Source organism: Shewanella morhuae, from assembly GCF_900156405.1.
GTDB lineage: Bacteria > Pseudomonadota > Gammaproteobacteria > Enterobacterales > Shewanellaceae > Shewanella > Shewanella morhuae.
Genome location: NZ_FTNN01000007.1, coordinates 129,655 through 148,661, shown reverse-complemented (window position 1 = coordinate 148,661; position 19,007 = coordinate 129,655). Strand labels below are relative to the sequence as shown.

Annotated in this window: 17 protein-coding genes; 16 read left to right on the top strand and 1 reads right to left on the bottom strand. The window is 43.8% G+C overall.

The annotated features are described in order from the left end of the window. Positions 1–76: 76 nt before the first annotated feature. Positions 77–2,272 carry a primosomal protein N' gene (gene priA, locus BW947_RS10340; protein ID WP_076499296.1) on the bottom strand — a complete coding sequence of 732 codons (2,196 nt, stop codon included), beginning with the start codon at positions 2,270–2,272 and terminating at the stop codon, positions 77–79. Between the two features lie 102 nt (positions 2,273–2,374). Here priA and BW947_RS10335 point away from each other — a divergent pair, with 102 nt between their 5' ends. The 16 genes from BW947_RS10335 to BW947_RS18975 all read left to right on the top strand — a co-directional run bounded on the left by BW947_RS10335 (position 2,375) and on the right by BW947_RS18975 (position 18,944). Further along, positions 2,375–3,340, top strand: coding sequence for a FimV/HubP family polar landmark protein (locus BW947_RS10335; protein ID WP_076499294.1), 966 nt, complete (start codon positions 2,375–2,377; stop codon positions 3,338–3,340). A 182-nt stretch (positions 3,341–3,522) separates the two neighbouring features. Continuing rightward, positions 3,523–3,735 (top strand): 50S ribosomal protein L31, encoded by a 213-nt coding sequence (gene rpmE, locus BW947_RS10330; protein ID WP_076499292.1) that lies wholly within the window; start codon positions 3,523–3,525, stop codon positions 3,733–3,735. A 523-nt stretch (positions 3,736–4,258) separates the two neighbouring features. Beyond that, a complete protein-coding gene (locus tag BW947_RS10325) occupies positions 4,259–5,503 on the top strand; it encodes a malic enzyme-like NAD(P)-binding protein (protein WP_076499290.1) in 1,245 nt (414 codons plus the stop codon). Between the two features lie 186 nt (positions 5,504–5,689). Continuing rightward, entirely contained in the window at positions 5,690–7,633 is a 1,944-nt protein-coding gene (gene csrD, locus BW947_RS10320; protein WP_076499288.1) for an RNase E specificity factor CsrD, read from the top strand. A 236-nt stretch (positions 7,634–7,869) separates the two neighbouring features. Next, entirely contained in the window at positions 7,870–8,745 is an 876-nt protein-coding gene (locus BW947_RS10315; RefSeq protein WP_076499286.1) for an MSHA biogenesis protein MshI, read from the top strand. Further along, positions 8,742–9,341, top strand: coding sequence for a fimbrial assembly protein (locus BW947_RS10310; RefSeq protein ID WP_076499284.1), 600 nt, complete (start codon positions 8,742–8,744; stop codon positions 9,339–9,341). The genes BW947_RS10315 and BW947_RS10310 overlap by 4 nt, the downstream gene beginning before the upstream one ends. Further along, positions 9,338–9,988, top strand: a complete 651-nt coding sequence (locus BW947_RS10305) for an MSHA biogenesis protein MshJ (RefSeq protein ID WP_076499281.1) — start codon at positions 9,338–9,340, stop codon at positions 9,986–9,988. The genes BW947_RS10310 and BW947_RS10305 overlap by 4 nt, the downstream gene beginning before the upstream one ends. Continuing rightward, positions 9,975–10,295, top strand: a complete 321-nt coding sequence (locus BW947_RS19050) for an MSHA biogenesis protein MshK (RefSeq protein WP_076499279.1) — start codon at positions 9,975–9,977, stop codon at positions 10,293–10,295. The genes BW947_RS10305 and BW947_RS19050 overlap by 14 nt, the downstream gene beginning before the upstream one ends. Positions 10,296–10,309: 14 nt before the next feature. Further along, a complete protein-coding gene (gene mshL, locus BW947_RS10295; protein WP_076499277.1) occupies positions 10,310–11,989 on the top strand; it encodes a pilus (MSHA type) biogenesis protein MshL in 1,680 nt (559 codons plus the stop codon). 6 nt (positions 11,990–11,995) lie between these two features. After that, positions 11,996–12,904: an ExeA family protein gene (locus BW947_RS10290; RefSeq protein WP_076499276.1), complete on the top strand. Its 909-nt coding sequence runs from the start codon at positions 11,996–11,998 to the stop codon at positions 12,902–12,904. Then, positions 12,901–14,097 (top strand): tetratricopeptide repeat protein, encoded by a 1,197-nt coding sequence (locus BW947_RS10285; protein ID WP_076499274.1) that lies wholly within the window; start codon positions 12,901–12,903, stop codon positions 14,095–14,097. The genes BW947_RS10290 and BW947_RS10285 overlap by 4 nt, the downstream gene beginning before the upstream one ends. Beyond that, positions 14,094–15,854, top strand: coding sequence for a GspE/PulE family protein (locus tag BW947_RS10280; RefSeq protein WP_076499271.1), 1,761 nt, complete (start codon positions 14,094–14,096; stop codon positions 15,852–15,854). Before BW947_RS10285 ends, BW947_RS10280 begins: the two co-directional genes overlap by 4 nt. A 2-nt stretch (positions 15,855–15,856) precedes the next feature. Continuing rightward, positions 15,857–17,077 carry a type II secretion system F family protein gene (locus tag BW947_RS10275; RefSeq protein ID WP_076499269.1) on the top strand — a complete coding sequence of 407 codons (1,221 nt, stop codon included), beginning with the start codon at positions 15,857–15,859 and terminating at the stop codon, positions 17,075–17,077. A 5-nt stretch (positions 17,078–17,082) separates the two neighbouring features. Continuing rightward, positions 17,083–17,577 carry an MSHA biogenesis protein MshF gene (locus BW947_RS10270; protein WP_076499267.1) on the top strand — a complete coding sequence of 165 codons (495 nt, stop codon included), beginning with the start codon at positions 17,083–17,085 and terminating at the stop codon, positions 17,575–17,577. A gap of 82 nt (positions 17,578–17,659) precedes the next feature. Then, complete coding sequence (locus tag BW947_RS10265; protein ID WP_076499466.1) at positions 17,660–18,277, top strand: prepilin-type N-terminal cleavage/methylation domain-containing protein; 618 nt, start codon at positions 17,660–17,662, stop codon at positions 18,275–18,277. 157 nt (positions 18,278–18,434) lie between these two features. Further along, positions 18,435–18,944: a type II secretion system protein gene (locus tag BW947_RS18975; protein WP_076499265.1), complete on the top strand. Its 510-nt coding sequence runs from the start codon at positions 18,435–18,437 to the stop codon at positions 18,942–18,944. Positions 18,945–19,007: the final 63 nt, after the last annotated feature.

The following is a 19,007-nucleotide window of genomic DNA, read 5'->3' as shown; positions in this document are numbered from 1 at the left end:
CGTTTGTGGTTAGTAATTGCTATCTTCCCGATGATTTTTTATTAAATGATGCTTAAATTTTTATTAAATACGCGACTTAGAGGAGATCCTGCGGATCTCTATCTAAGCTCCAGCGACAGCGTTTAGCTTCAATGAGTTGCTCTACAAGCGGATGAATACGTTCAAACTCTTGTTGCAGTCGGTTGCGGTTCTTCGCTTGAAATAACAATTGACGCCGAAACTTACCGGCTTTTTTATCTAAAGGCGCAGGCATAGGGCCAATCACCTCAAACTCTTTATCTTGGGGTAAAAGCGCTGCAAAGGCGTTGAGGAAGTTATCGGCATCACTGGCTAAATGAGCTTCAGCGCGCACTAATACCATGTGCCATGCTGGTGGCAATAGCGCCTGCTGACGTTCTTTTAGTTGGCTACGGGCAAACTCGCCATAACCACGGTGCAGTAAATCGCGCAAAATAGGGTTATCGCTCTGGTGAGTTTGCAATAATACTGTTCCGGGTTTACTGGCGCGTCCCGCACGGCCTGCGACTTGAGTATAAAGTTGCCCAAAACGTTCAGGCGCCCGAAAATCAGCACTAAACAAGGCACCATCAACATCGAGTAGTCCCACAAGTGTGACATCGGGAAAGTGGTGGCCTTTGGCGAGCATTTGCGTACCCACTAAGATTTTATATTCACCCTTATGAATTGCAGTTAAATGGGTTTCGAGTGAACCTTTAAGGCGAGTGGTATCACGGTCGATACGCACCACCGGATGTTTAGGGAACTCTAGTTGCAGTGCCTCTGCGAGTTGTTCTGTGCCTATGCCTTGGCCCATTAGCATAGTACTACCGCATTTGTGACATTGTTTGGGGATGGCATATTGATTGCCACAATGGTGACAACAAATTTCGCCAAGGGATTGATGCACTGTGAAAAATGCATCACAACGGTCACATTCATGTAAGTGCCCACACTCGTGACACAGCAGCGCTGGTGCAAAACCGCGGCGATTCAGAAACAGTAATACTTGATTGCCTGCATCTAAATGCAGACGAATTTCGTTTAGTAATGGCACCGACATACCCGCCTTTAGTGGCAGGTTTTTAATATCGATAATGCCTTGGCGCACTTTTTTAGCCGCGCCAGCGCGTTCACCCAGTTGTAAATGATGATAACGACCGCTTAAGGCATTTTGTAGACTTTCGAGTGAGGGAGTAGCCGTACCCAATATCACTGGAATCGACTCTAAATGGCCGCGCATGACGGCTAAATCGCGGGCATGGTAACCCACGCCTTCCTGTTGTTTAAAGCTACTGTCGTGCTCTTCATCCAAAATGATAATGCCGGGATAGGCCATAGGCGTGAACAAGGCCGATCGCGTGCCAATGATGATTGCCGCTTGGCCACAGCGGGCTTGACGCCATGCTTCGAGTCTTTGATTGTCGGTTAACCCTGAGTGCAAGATGGCAACATTGACTTTAAAGCGGCGTTTGAAACGATTGATCGTTTGTGGCGTTAAGCCGATTTCGGGCACCAAAATTAACGCTTGCTTACCTTGCTTGAGGATTTCTTCAAGTACAGCTAAATAGACTTCCGTTTTACCCGAACCGGTAATGCCCTCTAATAAAGTACAGTGATATCCTTGCTGTAAGTTTAAGGTCGCAACCGCGACGGCCTGTTCTTTATTGAGTTTGTGTGGCGTTTCGTCCATTTCAAGTGTGGTACGCCAGTCCAGATTAAGCTCGGCGATTTTCTCATGGCGTGCCACCCAGCCTTTATCTTCGAGGGCTTTAAGTGCCGCTTTACTGATGTCTAAACTAATGACATCTTCTTGGGTTAAGTTGGCTGATTTTAGCAACTCGAGTAATTTTTTTTGAGCGGGTGCGCGTTTAACCGCTTCAGGCGCAATATTTTGGCCTATTTCGGTTAACTGCCAAAATTGGATTTTTTGCGGCGCCGCATCTAACCCTTTACGAAGAGCGACTGGCAATGCTTGGGTTAGCATTTGCCCTTGGCTGCAAAAATAGTATCTCGCAGCCCAGAGAGTGAGTTTATAGAGTGATTCTGGGAGTAAAGGTTTATCGTCGATAAACTCAAGCACGGACTTAATTTGCTTAGGCGCTAAGCTACATGTATCTGTGATCCCTGTAACTAGGCCGATCAATTGTTGTCGACCAAAGGGGACTTTAACGCGCACACCGATGTGCGGTGTATTAGGATAAGATTCGGGTACGCGGTAGCTAAAGGTTTGCCGCATAGGCACAGGTAACGCAACTTCGACAAACAATGACATATGCAGGCAAGTCTTAGGCAAGAATGTGGTTTAGTGTACTCAGCGCAGCAGGCTAGGGCTAGCCCTAATGATGGTTTACCAAGGATAGTTGAGAGTAAATAAATGGCTAATATCGTGAAATCATTAGGTCTACTGGCTTTAGTGTGCAGTGCGCCGAGCATGGCACAAGTTTCCCATGTGAGCATTAACAGTCGCATGTTTGAATTAGGGGGTTACCCTAAACTCAGGATGAATGTGATAGCCGATAATCAGGACATGTCGCGTTTAGAATTTGTGGTACAGCAAGCAAGCGGTGAAGAAAAGCTAATGGTTGAGGGGCTTAATCGCTTTTTAGTGTTGCTTACGGGTGTTGAGGATGTGAAGGATGACAAAGCTAGACTTTTAATCAGGGAATACCGGCTCGATCGCTGGCATGATGTCAAAAGTATCAGTTTATTTGATGGCGCTAAATCTACCTCGCTCGCCAAAACAGCAATAGTGGCAACGGGGGCTAAAACAATCACCATCGCAACAATTGCCGAAAGTACCGCCACTGTGGTTGAGCCGCCCGCCAAAGTGGAGGCTGAGGCGAGTTTACTCGCCGATAAAAGTATCATCGTTTTAAACCATCAATCTAATGAGCCCGTAGTGCCAGCCGCAGCAGGGTTTAACTTCTCTGATACTGCGCGTGGGCAAAATTCTCCCCTTGCTGCTGATAACACGCCTAAAGCTGCAACCGTTAAAACAATATCTGTAGAAACCTTGGCGACAGAGAGTATTGAGCCTAAACGAGCCGAAGTGGACAATGTGCAAACTGCGTCGCAAGCACTTGAACCTTGTCAGTTAACTTATCTTGCCGGTGAGACGCTATGGCGCACAGCCAATCGCTATGCAAGCAATTGGAACGTGAGCGTGTATGGAGCAATGCTGGCTATTTATGAGGCAAATTCTACGGCTTTCTCGAAGAATAAAATCAGCGCACTTAAGAGTAATGCGGTGCTATTTTGCCCTTCGAAAATAATTTTAGCGAAGTATTCCAATCCGCAAGAAGCAAAAGCGCTATTTGCAACGAAAGCTGCCGAAAAATAAAGCGGAAAATCGGCATAAAAAATAGACGAGTTTTAACCTCTAAACGCTCAGATAATCTACTTGTATCCGGTGTGGCTATGCTGTAATATCCTGCGCCCTAAACATATTGTTATTAACATGCATGTGGTGTCCGACTACGGGTTGGAAGAGCGACATGGCCTTACACTTTTGAGGTAACCCCAATGAAACCAGGTATTCACCCAACATACGCTATCATCACTGCAAACTGTACTTGTGGTAACGTTATCAAAGTAAACTCTACTGCTGGTAAAGATCTGCACTTAGACGTATGTGGTGCTTGTCACCCATTCTATACTGGTACACAAAAAGTTGTTGATACTGGCGGTCGTATCGACAAGTTCAACAAGCGCTTTGGTGCACTTGCTAAGAAATAATTACAATTGTAATTTTTCTAAAAAAAGGCGCCTTCGGCGCCTTTTTGCTTTTTGTCATTGGCTATTTACTATCGTTTAGTACTATTTCAAATTTGTATCAGCTATGACTCCATTCAATAAATCGCCAACTTATCAAATATCTATAATTCAAATTGTTTATTCGTCTTATTTATAACCTTTAATCGTAAAATAATCCCACTAGCGACTAAATATTGTAATTTAGCCAAAATTACAGCGATAAACATGCTGTAACCAGCATTTAATTGATGAAATATCTGTTTTTTTTCTACAAAAAAATATGAAAAATGTCACTTTATTAGAGAGGATAAGCTTATAAAACTGAGCTTAGAGGAACAATCTGAATGCTAAGGTAAAAATGACGAATATTTTATTTAAAAAGTCGCTTTATTGGCGTATCTTACCCTGACCAACAAGACTATTTATATCGCCCTTACAGAGGCGAATTAGGTGTTGGTCGACCTCACTCTCATAAATTATAAATGCCGTATTTCAGGATTTTAAAATGTTAGATATTCGTCAACAAGCACTCGATTATCATGAATTTCCCGTTCCAGGAAAAACCGCAGTTTGTTTAACTAAACCAGCCGAAACGAGTCATGATCTTGCCCTAGCTTATAGTCCTGGAGTGGCTGAGCCAGTACGTGAAATAGCGATTAATCCTGACAACGCCTATCGTTATACCAATAAAGGTAATACGGTCGCCGTGATTACTAATGGCACTGCTATCTTAGGCCTAGGTAATTTAGGTCCATTAGCATCTAAACCTGTTATGGAAGGTAAAGCATTATTATTCAAGCATTTTGCTAATATTGATTCGACCGATATTGAAATTACGCATAATACGCCTGAAGAGTTTATTAATACCGTCGCTGCAATTGCAGATACTTTTGGTGGTATTAATTTGGAAGATATTAAAGCACCAGAATGCTTTGTTATTGAACGCGAGTTGATTGCCCGTTGTAAAATTCCGGTATTTCACGACGACCAACACGGCACTGCTATTGTGACAGCGGCGGGAATGATCAATGCGTTAGAGATTCAAGGCAAGTTGATTAGCGATGCGATCTTTGTGTGTATGGGCGCAGGTGCTGCTGCGATCGCTTGTATGACTATGTTGGTAAAGTGTGGTGCTAATCGCGCTAACATTTACATGCTAGATACTAAAGGCGTTATTCATTCTGGCCGTACAGATCTTAATGAATACAAAGCACTATTTGCTAATCATACCGATAAACGCACCTTGCTTGATGTAATCAAGGGCGCAGATGCATTTTTAGGTTTATCTGGACCTGACGTGATTGGCGCTGAAGAAGTCGCGTTAATGGCTGACAAACCGGTGATTTTTGCCTGTTCCAACCCCGATCCTGAAATTAAACCAGCACTTGCCCACGCAACACGTAGTGATTTAATTATGGGTACTGGTCGTAGTGATTATCCAAACCAAGTTAATAACGTGCTGTGTTTTCCATTTATTTTCCGTGGTGCATTAGATGTGCGTGCATCATGTATTAATGATGAGATGAAAATTGCCGCCGTCTACGCGCTTGCAGGATTGGCAAAAGAAGTCGTACCAGCAAGCGTATTAAAGGCTTATCCTCAGGTGACATCATTAAGTTTTGGTGCTGAGTATGTGTTGCCCAAACCGATGGATCCACGCTTACTGCCTGTTGTCGCGCGTGCGGTTGCACAAGCAGCTATTGACTCTGGCGTTGCTGTTATTACGACTTTGCCGCAATACGCTGACTAGACAAAATGCGGCTTAAAATACAAAAAGAGACTAATTAGTCTCTTTTTTGTATTTAAGCCAACGTTAAAGTTACCGTGACTTGGTTGCCTTTTGGGTTAGGCTACTGACATAATCAACAGATAGCCTTGTTGGTTTTATGTTAAAATTGTTCAGATAATAATTATAATCCTGCAGGATAGCGGATAGATGAAATTCACTCGAATGTTAACTACAAAATTAACCAGCTTTTGGTTAATGTCTTTGGCTGCAGTTGCCTTCGTATTTATATTGAGCGCAGTGATGAGCTTTGTGCAGCTGACTTATAAGTTTCAGCAGCAAAAAGTTGCCGGACTCGAAACTATGCTGGTGGAGCATTATCAGCATCGACCAGATTGGGAGTTGGAGGCTTGGTTGCCACCAATGCTACTCGCCTATAATGCTGTAGATTTTCGTCTGAGTCGAAACGGTGAAGTGTTATTGGCTTATCAAGGTAATCTTTCTACTCAAAATGCGGTTATATATGACCATGTGCTGGAGCCTAAATCTGGCTTACATATGCTATTAACCTTGCCGCAACCCTTCGAACACTTCACGTTCAGTTGGTATGAGACGTTCATTCTATTAATCGGTATTTTTGCGGTTATCGCATTAGTACGCTTTGGCTATTTGTGGTTTTCACAGCAATTGGATGGTATTGAGGAATTAGCTTTACGCAGTCGATTAATTTTACAAGGCAAGCATGAAGAAGCACTGGCAACACCTGGAAAGGGTAAGCCAAGGCTGATTAACCGTGCGTTAACTAAATTACTGGAAGAGTTACAAGACGCACAAAAAGAGCGGGGCCGTTTTGATAAGTTTATCCGCTCTAATACCTTTCTTGATGCAGAAACCCATATAGGTAATCGATTATTTTTAACTAATCGTCTCGATGCGCTGAGCCACAATCAGTCAATGCTTGCCCATGGCGTTATTTATTTATTAGAAATGGATGATTTGGATTTATTACAACAATCACAAGGTGAAACTGCAGCGAGAGAGCTATTAAATTCGACCGTTAGTGCCATTAGTTTACTGTTACAAAGCCAAGCAAATAGCATGTTTGCTCGCCGCTCCCATAACCAATTTGCCATTGTAGTACCACAAATATCGCTTATTGAAGCCGATCAATTGGCCAGCAAGCTACTCAAAATATGTTTGAGTCAGCCTTTGCCCGAGGTCGATAATCGTGACAATTTTTTCCATCTTGGTTGCGCTTACTTTACCGCAGGGGACAATGCAACGCAGTTAATTGAAGAAGCAGATATGGCCTTAAGGGCGGCACAATTACAAGGCAATAGTAATTGGTTTATGTACGATAAAGGCGCTATTGATGAAGAATTTGCTAAAGGCTCTGTGCGTTGGCGGAGTTTTTTAGAGAATGCATTAGTACAAAAGCGTTTTTATCCCTTTAGCCAGCCGATAATCGATTCTGATGGTAATGAACATCATAAGGAGATATTTACACGGGCTCGGGATAATCAAGGGGCATTAATTCGTGCCACTTTATTTATTCCTATGGCCAATAAATGTGGCTTAATGCCGCAAATTGAAAGGCAAATTATTGAACGCGTTTTGCTGTTGTTATCGAATGAAACAAGCGTTGAAGGCGCGAATTTACCTACGAATAAAAAATCGGCACCGCAGCGTTACAGTATCAATTTAAGCTTGGATTCGTTAATGAGCCGCGCATTTTCACAATGGCTAAAAACAACACTATTAGAATATCGACATCTAACCTCGCGGTTAATCTTCGAAGTATCAGAAGATATTGTGATCCAACATCAACAAAAGTTACTTCCTAAGTTAGATATGATCCGCAAAATGGGCGCAAGGCTTTGTGTTGATCATGTTGGTGAGCAGGTTGTTGGAACTTATTACATTCGTGAATGCCATTTTGATTTAATTAAGCTACATCGATCAATTGTACGGCATATCCACATGCGCCCTGAAAACCAATTATTTATCCGTAGTTTAATTGGCGGCTTGTATCGTACTGAGGTGCAAGTTTGTGCCGAAGGCGTTGAAGTATTTGAAGAATGGCAAACATTGCAAATCCTTGGTGTCAGCGCAGCGCAGGGAATGTATTTTAGTGAACCGATAGAAGCTAAGTAAAATATCGAATTATGCGGGCTAGTTGCTACGAACGAATAGAAATAGTACATATAATTCACGTGTTTATCTATAATATATGCTAATAAGCGGCTAGACTAATCAGTATAGAAATGACACAGCTGGAAGTATTAATAGAATAATTAATACAGGGCTATAAAACATTGGATACAAGATAACAGGATGTTTAAGTAGAGGGCAAAGTTAAACCTTCAAATTCAGTTTGTTATAGGCATTTTATGGAAAAGAGTTTCATTGATCGATTCGCCTTTTGGCAGCAAAAAATGTTTCCGATCAATATTGGGGTCTATGTCTGCACCGATAAATTATGGGTATATGCGCCCGCACAAGATACTAAGATCGAGCAATGGCAATCCTTTGAGCTTAAAAGTGAGAACTGGTCTGCAGGATTTAGTGCCGTGGCTAAATCTTTTCCCAATGCACAGTTACAACTGATTTTAGCTTCAGGTCTGTATCAATTACTGTTGACCGATAAACCCAATGTCGATGTGGCTGAGTTGCCCCAGGCTTTACTGTGGTCAGTTAAAGACATGGTAACGTTACCTGTTCCGCAAATTCATTTGGATTATTTTGAGCCCCCCTTAGTCAGTAATAAAATTAACGTAGTCGTGGTGGATAAAACCAAGCTTATCAGTATGGTTCAAGCTATTCACGAACAAAATCTACAACTTATTGGGATCAGTATCGAAGAATTAGCAACGACAAATCTCTTTGATGATAATCAAGCTCGGCTAGTCGTGAGCCATAATCCCGGTCAGGAGTTGTTATTAACTGTGGTTAAGCAAGGCCAACTTTATATGCAGCGCCGAGTGCGAGGATTCACTCATTTAGATAAGGCTCTAGCAGAAGAACTTGCTTATGGTATGGCAGATAATCTCAGCTTAGAAATCCAGCGTTCGATGGATTATTTTGAGAGTCAGTTAAGGCAAGATCCCGTTTCTTCTATCGAATTACTGACTGACGGCGCAGTGGATGTATTGGCTACATTGATTTCGGAAAACTTTAATCAAAGCGTAAATGTGATCGATAAGAGCTGTGTTGGCGCTCGCATGGCGCAGCTCGCATTTGCCGAATGTTCAAGAGGTGCAGAGTGATTAAATACCGAGTTAACCTCTATACTCCCTCGTTATTACCGCCAAAACAAAAGCTGACTTTTGCTCGCTTAGGGACTTATGCCTTAAGTGTTTTACTCCTTTTGGTCGTTTGTATGAGTTATAGCTACTGGCAAGTGAGCTCTTTACGACAAGAATTGCAATTGGTAACGCAGAAAAAGCAGCAGCTTGATACTCAAAAACAAACATTAGAGGCTGAACTCGCTGCACGCAAAGCCGATCCTGCGCTGGTTGAAAGAGTAGATTTAGTGACCCAGCAATTAGAATTAAAGCAGCTGCTTATGCAAGAATTAAGCTTAAGGGCTTCCTTGACGAGTCGCGGTTTTGCTCCAGTACTTAACGATCTTGCCGTTGTAGCGGATGGCAGCGTATGGCTAAGTCATATCGTAATCAATGAACAGGACTTTATGTTTGAAGGTTTTGCTGAACATCCACAGAGTATTCCGCTGTGGGTAGATAAGCTTAAGACAACACATACCTTAAAAGGGCAGGCTTTCTCGTCGATGAGTATGGATCGTGGTGAGGATAAACCTTTGGCTTTTACCTTGAAAAGTAATAGCAAGGAGGCCACACAATGAAGCGCAAGTTAGCGCAATTAGGTCAACAGTTTGATGCGTTAAGTCGCCGAGAGCGAGTATTGATCGCGACTGCGGTGTTAGCCGTGCTGGGCATGCTGAGTTACCTGCCGCTCGAATCGATTTGGAAAACCCATGCATCGATTTCGCAGCAGCTTAAAACCTTACAGCAAGATAATGCCATTTCTACTCAACAAATTGACTTATATCAGCAGCGCATAGCCTTAGATCCTAATTTAGATTACCAACAGCGCTTAGCTTTTGTTGAACAACAAAACCAAGATTTAGATAGCCAACTCAATGAACAAATGGTGGCTATGGTACCGGCAGATTATATGCCTGAGCTACTGAGTAACTTACTTGGACAAGTGCAAGGGATTAAATTAATTAAGTTTATGTCGATAGCGCCCGTCCCCTTATTAGTGGTAGGTGAAGATAAAAAACTTAACCTCTATAGCCATGGAATTCGCTTGAGTTTAGAAGGCGATTATTTCTCTGTGCTGCGTTTTGTTGAAGCGGTTGAGGCTATGCCAGATAAGCTGTATTGGAAGCGCCTTGATTATAACGTCACGCAATACCCGCTGGCGGCTATTGAGATCGAACTATATACCCTAAGTATTAATAAGGACTTTATCAGTGTGTCTAAATAAGTCTTATATTATTAGCATGTTACTTTGCTTGAACTCTACAGCTGTTTTGGCTGAGTCGCTGCGAGATCCTACTTTGCCCGGAAAAGGCTTCACTGCGGTTACGACTACGAGTCAAACACAGGATCAGGCAATCGTCCTCAATAGCATTGTCAGTTCAGGCAACACAGCTTACGCTGTGATAAATAACCAGATATTGTCTGTGGGTGACAGTATTCAGGGGCTAAAAATCGTCAACATCACCCCCGCTTATGTGTCACTGTCCGATGGACGTAAACTGACATTGTTTCAAGCAATAATAGAGAGATAGGGAATACACCTCAGATGAAAGCGATTAAATACTTCACACCTCTACTCTCACTTTGCCTTGTGGCGTGTCAGACCACAAATAGGCCGCAACCCGAGGCGAGTAAAAATGAACTAGCCACTTCAATGGCGACAGCCACGGCATTAACAACGCCACCGCCAGCGACTATGCCAGATGCGGTGCAGCGAGAGTTGAATACCGGAGCCTTATTGTCTGGTTTAACCCCAGCCCTAGAAGCAGAGCGCCGTTTCGATGTGTCAGCCCGAGATGTGGATGCAAAGGTCTTTTTTCCAAGCTTAGTCCAAGGTACGCCCCTGAGCGTCGCAGTGCATCCCGATGTACAAGGTACGATTTCGCTCTCTTTAAAAGGCGTAACGTTAACTGAAGCGATTCAAGTGGTTGAAGATATTTATGGCTACGAAGTGAGCCGAGAAGGTCGCATTTTACGCGTATTTCCTGCTGGAATGCGCACAGAAACTTTTCCGCTGAACTATCTCTATATGGAGCGTGACGGTTTGTCGCTCACCTCGGTGAGTTCGGGCCGCCTGTCGGATAACAATAATTCAAACAGTAATAACTCAAACAGCGATAATTCAAATAATAGCAATTCGAACAATAATTCGAATAGTAATAACGGTAACAACTCCAGTAACAACGGCAGTAGTGACAGCTCTAACGGCACCTTTATTCGTTCGCGTACCAAGACTGATTTTTGGGGCGAGTTAAAAGAAACGCTAACCTCTATTATTGGTGAAACCGGAGGCGGGCGTCAGGTGGTTGTCACGCCGCAGGCGGGTTTAGTCACCATTCGTGCTTTTCCGAGTGAATTACGCCAAGTGCGTACTTTCTTAAATACAGCAGAAAGCCATTTACAGCGCCAAGTGATCCTTGAAGCTAAAATCCTCGAAGTGACCTTATCCGATGGCTACCAGCAAGGCATTCAGTGGGACAACGTGCTGGGGCATGTTGGTAATACTAACGTGAATTTTGGCACCTCAGCGGGCCCAGGTCTAAGCGATAAAATTACCTCTGCAATAGGTGGCGTTACCTCGCTTAGCATCAAAGGCTCTGATTTTACGACTATGATCAATTTCTTAGATACCCAAGGCGATGTCGATGTGCTGTCTAGCCCAAGGGTCACGGCATCGAATAACCAAAAAGCGGTGATTAAAGTGGGGACTGATGAATATTTTGTGACTGACGTTTCATCGACCACAGTGGCGAGTACAACACCCGTGACAACGCCGCAGGTAGAACTTACGCCATTTTTCTCTGGTATTGCTTTAGATGTTACTCCGCAAATTGATCGTGATGGTAACGTGCTGTTACATGTGCATCCGTCGGTGATTGATGTGAAAGAACAAACTAAAAATATTAGGATCAGTGATGCCTCTTTAGAGTTGCCTCTGGCTCAGAGTGAAATTCGTGAATCGGATACCGTTATTCGTGCAGCTTCAGGTGATGTAGTAGTGATTGGCGGCCTGATGAAGAGTGAAAATATTGAAGTGGTATCGCAAGTGCCTTTGCTGGGCGATATTCCTTTGTTAGGTGAGCTGTTTAAAAATCGCAGTAAACAAAAGAAGAAAACCGAATTAATCATTTTGCTTAAACCTACGGTTGTAGGTGTTGATACGTGGAAAACCGAGTTACAACGTTCTAAGACCTTATTAGATCGTTGGTATCCGGAAACAAATTAAGCTTCTATGTATCAGAAGCATTTTGGCCTTAGCCAAGCACCATTTTCACTGACACCCAATACCGGATTTTTTTTCGGACTATCGCCGCACGTAGAAGCTTTGCAAGTATTGCAAACCGCCCTACAAACGGGTGAAGGTTTTATTAAGGTTACTGGGGAAGTGGGAACGGGTAAAACATTGATTTGTCGTAAACTCATCAATGAATTACCGAGTAAGTTCCATTGCGCTTATTTGCCGAATCCTTACCTTACCCCAGCAGAGTTACGCTGGGCAGTGGCGAGTGAGCTGGGCCTTAAATATGCCAGTAATATCGATCAACAACAGCTCACAGGGCTTATTCAACAACAGCTTTTAGCCTTAAGTGCCCACGGGCACGCCATTGTATTAGTGCTCGATGAGGCACAGGCATTACCGGATGATAGCCTAGAGGCGCTGCGTTTATTCACGAATCTTGAAACCGAGACGCGTAAATTATTGCAAGTCGTGTTATTTGCACAGCCAGAGCTTGATGAGCGGCTTAAACGCCAAGAATTTAGACAATTAAGGCAGCGTATTACTTTTAGTTATAATCTGCGTCCATTAACACTAGACGAAACCGATGCTTATATTCGCCACCGACTAGCTATAGCTGGGCGCGCTGGCGAAGCTTTATTTACATCAAGAGAAACACGCCAAATTGCCCATGCGTCCAGAGGGATCCCCCGATTGATCAATATTCTTGCCCACAAAGCTTTGTTGTTAAGTTTTGGTGAAGGTGCTGCTTGTGTGCAAAACTCCCATATTAACGCAGCAATTCAAGATACCGAAGATGCCAGTAGCCGCAGATTATGGTCGTGGAAGTGGTTACCGTTTTTAGCGCTAATGACCCTAGTGTTTGGCCTTGGATTACAGCATTTTTTTAAGGATGTTGTATGAGCGTAATCAACAAGATGCTGCAGGATCTTGATAAGCGCCAACAAGGGCATGAACTTAGTAATGTTACCCAACCACAGGTACAGTATTTAGCCCGTTCTAACTCCTATTTTAACGGATTATTGTTCTGCGTTTTTTCACTGCTGCTAGGCGGTGGTGTTGTTTATGGCTGGCAAACCTTTATGGCAACATCAGCTGAAGCGTCGCCGACTCTTACAAATGAACACAATCCATTAATATCGATTCCAACTGCTTCTGTGCCAGTCGACAGCGTAGCTTGGAACGCCACCTCGGCAAGCCTTGATACTGTGGCGACACCGGTCAAGGTAACGACAGCTGACCGTGCTAAAATTGGCTCTAATGTTCAAATCACGACTCCAGTTATAGTCGCTGAATTAACAGCTAAACAACTTGCTGTGCCCGTGACTGATTTAGAACCTGAGACTGATTTAGAGCCTGAGCATGAACAAGAGTCAGAATCAGACATGAGCCTTGAATTTGTTGACGACATACCTGCCAAAGATAGTCGTAATCAGCCAGATAGCATATCTGCCGTAGCTGCTAATGCTGCTCCCAAAACACAGGGGAAAATGGCGGTAACAGAAGTGACGTTAACGCCACAGCAATTGGCAAATAAGCGTTTTGCGTTAGCGAACGAGGCGCAGAAGGACGGTCAACTCAACCGTGCTATTGATTATTATGAGCAAACGCTCGTGCTAGACCCTGGCATGCATGAAGCGCGTAAGCAATTGGCTGCGCTGCATTATGGACAGAATCAATTAGCTCAAGCCAGCGATCTGCTACAACAAGGCCTTATCTTATATCCGCAAGAAGTCGACTTTGCGCTGCTCCTCGCAAGGGTTCAGCAAGCTTCTGAACAGCCTAGTTTGGCACTGGTGACGTTAACGCACATACCTGATACGCACCCGCTGGCGAGACAAAAGTGGATGGCGCAGTCGGATATCGCACAAAAATCAGGCCAGTTTCCGTTGGCAGAACAAGCTTATAGGCAGTTATTACAACAAGAACCTCTACAGGCTAAATGGTGGATGGGATTGGCTTATGCGCTTGATTCGCAGCAACAATTTACCCAAGCACGCCAAGCTTATCGCACAGCACTAGGCCATAGAGGCTTATCAGCGCAGGCGAGTGCCTTTATTGAACAACGTTTAACTCAGCTAGGAGATAGCCAATGAAACCCAGATTAAAAATGCGTTTGGGCGATCTGTTAGTTCAAGAATCGATTATTACTGAAACGCAGTTGCAACAGGCGTTGGCTGAACAGCGTAATACCGGCAAAAAGTTAGGCCGTACTTTGATCGATCTACAATCGATTACAGAGCATCAATTACTGCAGTTTTTATCCCAGCAATTAAATGTGCCCTTTCTTGATATCAGCAAACTGCCAATTTCTGCAGAGGTGGTGCACTTAATTCCTGAAGTGCAGGCACGACGTTTTCGAGCTTTAGCGATTGAAGATAGAGGCGACAGTGTGCTCGTGGCGATGAGCGATCCGGCTGATTTGCAGGCACTTGATAACCTTGAAGCCCTTATTGCCCCTAAACGTTTAAAGTTAGCCGTGGCGCCCGAGCAGCAATTGCTGCAAGCCTTTGATAACTTATATCGTCGTACCGACCAAATTGCTCAGATCGCCGGTAAGCTTGAAGAGGAATACGCCGCCGATCAGATGTTCGATTTAGCCAGCCTCACCTCTGGCGACAGTGATAATGAAACCACAGTCGTTAAGTTACTACAGTCGATTTTTGAGGATGCGGTGCAAATGCGTGCCTCGGATATTCATATTGAGCCCGGTGATAAAGCCCTGCGTATTCGTCAGCGTATCGATGGTCAGTTACACGAAACGATTCTGAATGAAGTTAACATTGCTGCCGCATTAGTGTTGCGGCTTAAGTTAATGGCCGGACTCGATATTTCTGAAAAACGCTTACCGCAGGACGGTCGCTTTCAAATGGACATTAAAGGGCATCATATTGATGTGCGGATGTCGACCATGCCGATTTATCACGGTGAATCAGTAGTAATGCGTTTACTGGATCAATCGGCGGGTTTATTAACCTTGAACGAAACAGGTATGCCACCGGCTATTTTGGCGCGTATTCGTAAACAAATTAAACGTCCTCACGGCATGCTATTGGTGACGGGGCCGACTGGTAGCGGTAAAACCACCACTTTATATGGCATTCTGAGCGAGCTTAATACCGCTGATCGTAAGATTATTACCGTAGAAGATCCTATCGAATATCAATTGCCACGAATAAACCAAGTACAAGTTAACCATAAGATAGGTTTAGATTTTGCGAACGTTTTACGTACCACGTTACGCCAAGACCCCGACATCATCATGGTTGGTGAGATGCGTGACCAAGAAACCGTTGAGATTGGTCTTAGGGGCGCATTAACCGGTCACTTTGTGTTATCGACTTTGCACACTAACGATGCGGTCACCAGTGCGCTGCGTTTACTGGACATGGGCGCGGCCAGTTATTTAGTGGCCAGCGCCCTAAGAGTCATTATTGCCCAGCGTTTAGTGCGACGGGTATGTCATAACTGTGGGGTTGACTATCAACCGACCGCGCAGGAAAAGGCGTGGCTAAGTAGTGTGAGTCGTAAAGATTTCACCCATGCGAACTTTAAAATAGGCACCGGTTGCCAGAGTTGCAACGGCAGTGGTTATCGCGGCCGTATTGGTATTTTTGAGATTCTTGAGCTGGACGATAAGATGGTTGATGCCATGCGTACCAGTAATCCGCAGGAATTTGCCAGAGCGGCATTAAATAGCCCGAACTTTACCCCGCTTGCCGAGTCAGCGCTACAATATTTAAGTGAAGGCATGACGACGATTGAAGAGGTGGCTAAATTGGTTGAGGACGTGAGCGAATCACATATTCCCTTATCTAGGGATATTGTTAGTCAACAAGGCATTGAGGCGTAATTATGCCAATTTATCAATACCGTGGGCGCAGTGGTCAAGGTCAACCCGTGACGGGGCAATTAGATGCAGCATCGGAAAGTGCTGCCGCTGATATATTGCTGTCGCGAGGTATTATTCCCCTTGAGGTCAACGTGGCCAAAGTGACTAAACCCTTCTCATTGACTCAGCTTTTTGGCGGCAAAGTCGCGCTAGATGAATTACAAATATTTACTCGACAAATGTACTCGCTGACGCGTTCTGGCATCCCTATTTTACGGGCGATTGCGGGCTTATCTGAAACGGCACGTTCTCAGCGAATGAAAGATGCGTTAAATAGTATCTCTGAGCAGTTAACGGCTGGCCGACCATTATCATCATCAATGAATCAACATCCTGATGTTTTTGATTCTTTGTTTGTTTCTATGGTGCATGTGGGGGAGAACACCGGCAAGTTAGAAGACGCATTTATTCAGCTTTCGGGCTATATCGAACGTGAGCAAGAAACGCGGCGACGTATTAAAGCGGCCATGCGTTACCCCATGTTCGTATTGATTGCGATCGCGATTGCGATGGTGATCCTAAACATTATGGTGATCCCTAAATTTGCCGAGATGTTCTCACGTTTTGGCGCCGACTTACCTTGGGCGACAAAAGTGCTGATTGGTACATCGAATCTATTTGTGAATTATTGGGGACTAATGCTGGTGGCGCTTATTGGGACTATTATCGGCATTCGCTATTGGCACCATACCGAAAAGGGCGAGAAACAGTGGGATAAATGGAAATTACATATTCCTGCCGTAGGGTCGATTATTGAACGGTCAACGTTAGCGCGTTATTGCCGTAGCTTCTCTATGATGCTGAGCGCTGGGGTGCCGATGACACAGGCGTTAAGCTTAGTGGCTGATGCCGTAGACAATGCCTATATGCACGACAAAATAGTCGGTATGCGCCGTGGAATTGAGTCTGGTGATTCGGTGCTTAGAGTGTCTAATCAGAGTAAGTTATTTACGCCTTTAGTACTGCAAATGGTGGCAGTAGGTGAAGAAACCGGCCAAATAGATCAATTGCTTAATGATGCTGCTGATTTTTATGAAGGTGAAGTGGATTATGATCTAAAGAATCTCACTGCTAAATTAGAACCTATTTTAATCGGTTTTGTCGCCGTGATTGTCTTAATATTAGCACTAGGAATATATCTGCCAATGTGGGATATGCTCAATGTTGTTAAAGGTGGAAAGTAGCCCTAATGCAGAGCCAGCAAAAGGCCGATAATGATCTATTAAATATCTATGGGCGTATGATCGTTGTAGGGCTAGTGTTAGTCATTGTGGCCATTGTCGGCGCTAAGTATTTTTTGACGTTACCGCAAATTGCGACGCGTGGATTAGAGGTCGAGCATAATCGCTTTGTGAATGTGCTGGTTATGGTGCGCTCACAGTGGCTATCCTTAGGTAAGCCGCAGCAGATGCAGTTGAATTGGGAAGCGTTGGACAATATATCTAACAAAGCCGAATCCAGTGTCGTTAATATGAATGATCTCGGTTGGCCACAGCCTAAGTTATTTACTGCTCAAGGTTGTCAAGATTTATGGTGGCAGTTAATGGGGGCAGAACTTGATAATACGGACTTGGTCGCTAATTATTCGGCTCAAGATAATAGCTGTAGCTATTTGTCGTCCAATGGCGATAGTTTAGGTTATCAACTGGATTCTGGCAGCGTTACATTTTTGGCCGCACCGTAAAATATTGTTATCTCAATAGCTTTTTAAAATTGATTTAACTGTTAGAATAAAATGATTAAGCAGAGGGGCATATATGAAAACTGTGAAAACGAAACAAACAGGATTCTCACTAATTGAGCTTGTCATTGTCATCGTTATTTTGGGGTTACTTGCCGCAACCGCTATCCCTCGGTTTCTAAATGTCACCGATAGTGCTGAAGATGCCAGTGTTGGCGGTGTGGCAGGCGGTTTATCTACCGCAGTGAGTTTTGTTCGTTCACAGTGGGAAGTTGACGGACGCCAAAATAACAGTGTTATTCTTGACGGCACAGCAGTGTCTCTCGACCCGCGCTTTGGTTATCCGACGGGTATCGCAACGACAGATGCCACTGCCATGACGGATGCTAGCTGCCAAGAAGTGTTTAATACTGTGTTGCAGAGCGCACCGCGTAATGTGCTCTACACCCAAGATGCTCGCAATCAACGTTACACTGTACGTGTTATCAATGGTGCCGGTGGCAGTGCTAATGCAATTACAGGTACTACCGTTACGGGTTTAGATTTATGCGTTTATCACCAAGTGGCCTCACTTGTGCTAAACCAAACCACCGGTGTGCCAAACCCTGCGCCCAATTTATCAACAGCAGGTGTTAAAGGGGTCGTTTATAACCCTGGTACAGGTAAAGTGCTAAGCTTTACCCAAACGCCATTTACACCTTAAGCTGTAATATATAGTTTCATTTTGTATATGTTTTAAATAGCTTGATTTGAAATAAGTTAGTTTGAAATGATTTTAGTTTTAAGCGAATTAGCTTAAAAGTGGTTTAATTTAATTAGTACTCACATGAGTTCTCACTTATAAAGAAAGGTAGTTTTATATGAAAAGACAACAAGGTTTTACCTTAATCGAATTAGTTGTAGTGATCATTATCTTAGGTATTCTTGCTGTCACAGCGGCACCTAAGTTTATTAACTTGCAAGGTGATGCGCGTGCTTCTGCAATTCAAGGTATGAAGGGCGCCATTCAAGGTGCAAATAGCTTAGTTTATTCAAAAGCTGCATTAAAAGGTGAAGAGAAAAAAGCGTTTAATGATACTGTTGCCCCATCTGTAGATATTGGCACAGGAACTCCGGCTGTGACACATTACGGCTACCTACAATCCACTGCTGCAGAGTTAAAAAATGCGATGGACTTGAACATTAGTAATACAACTACTGATAAAGTAGATTGGTTTATTGTAGAGGGAGCCGATGGTTCAGCAATGGCAACTATATACCAGGCTGGATCGCCTTATGCTACAGATAGTACTAAAGAGTGTTATGTAACATATACACCAGCAACATCTACAGAAACACCTAAGTATGAAGTTAAGTCAGAAGATTGCTAATTAAATTAATACTAGAATGGCCTGCCTAGCAGGCCTTTTTTTTAGGTGAAATGCGGTTCTTAT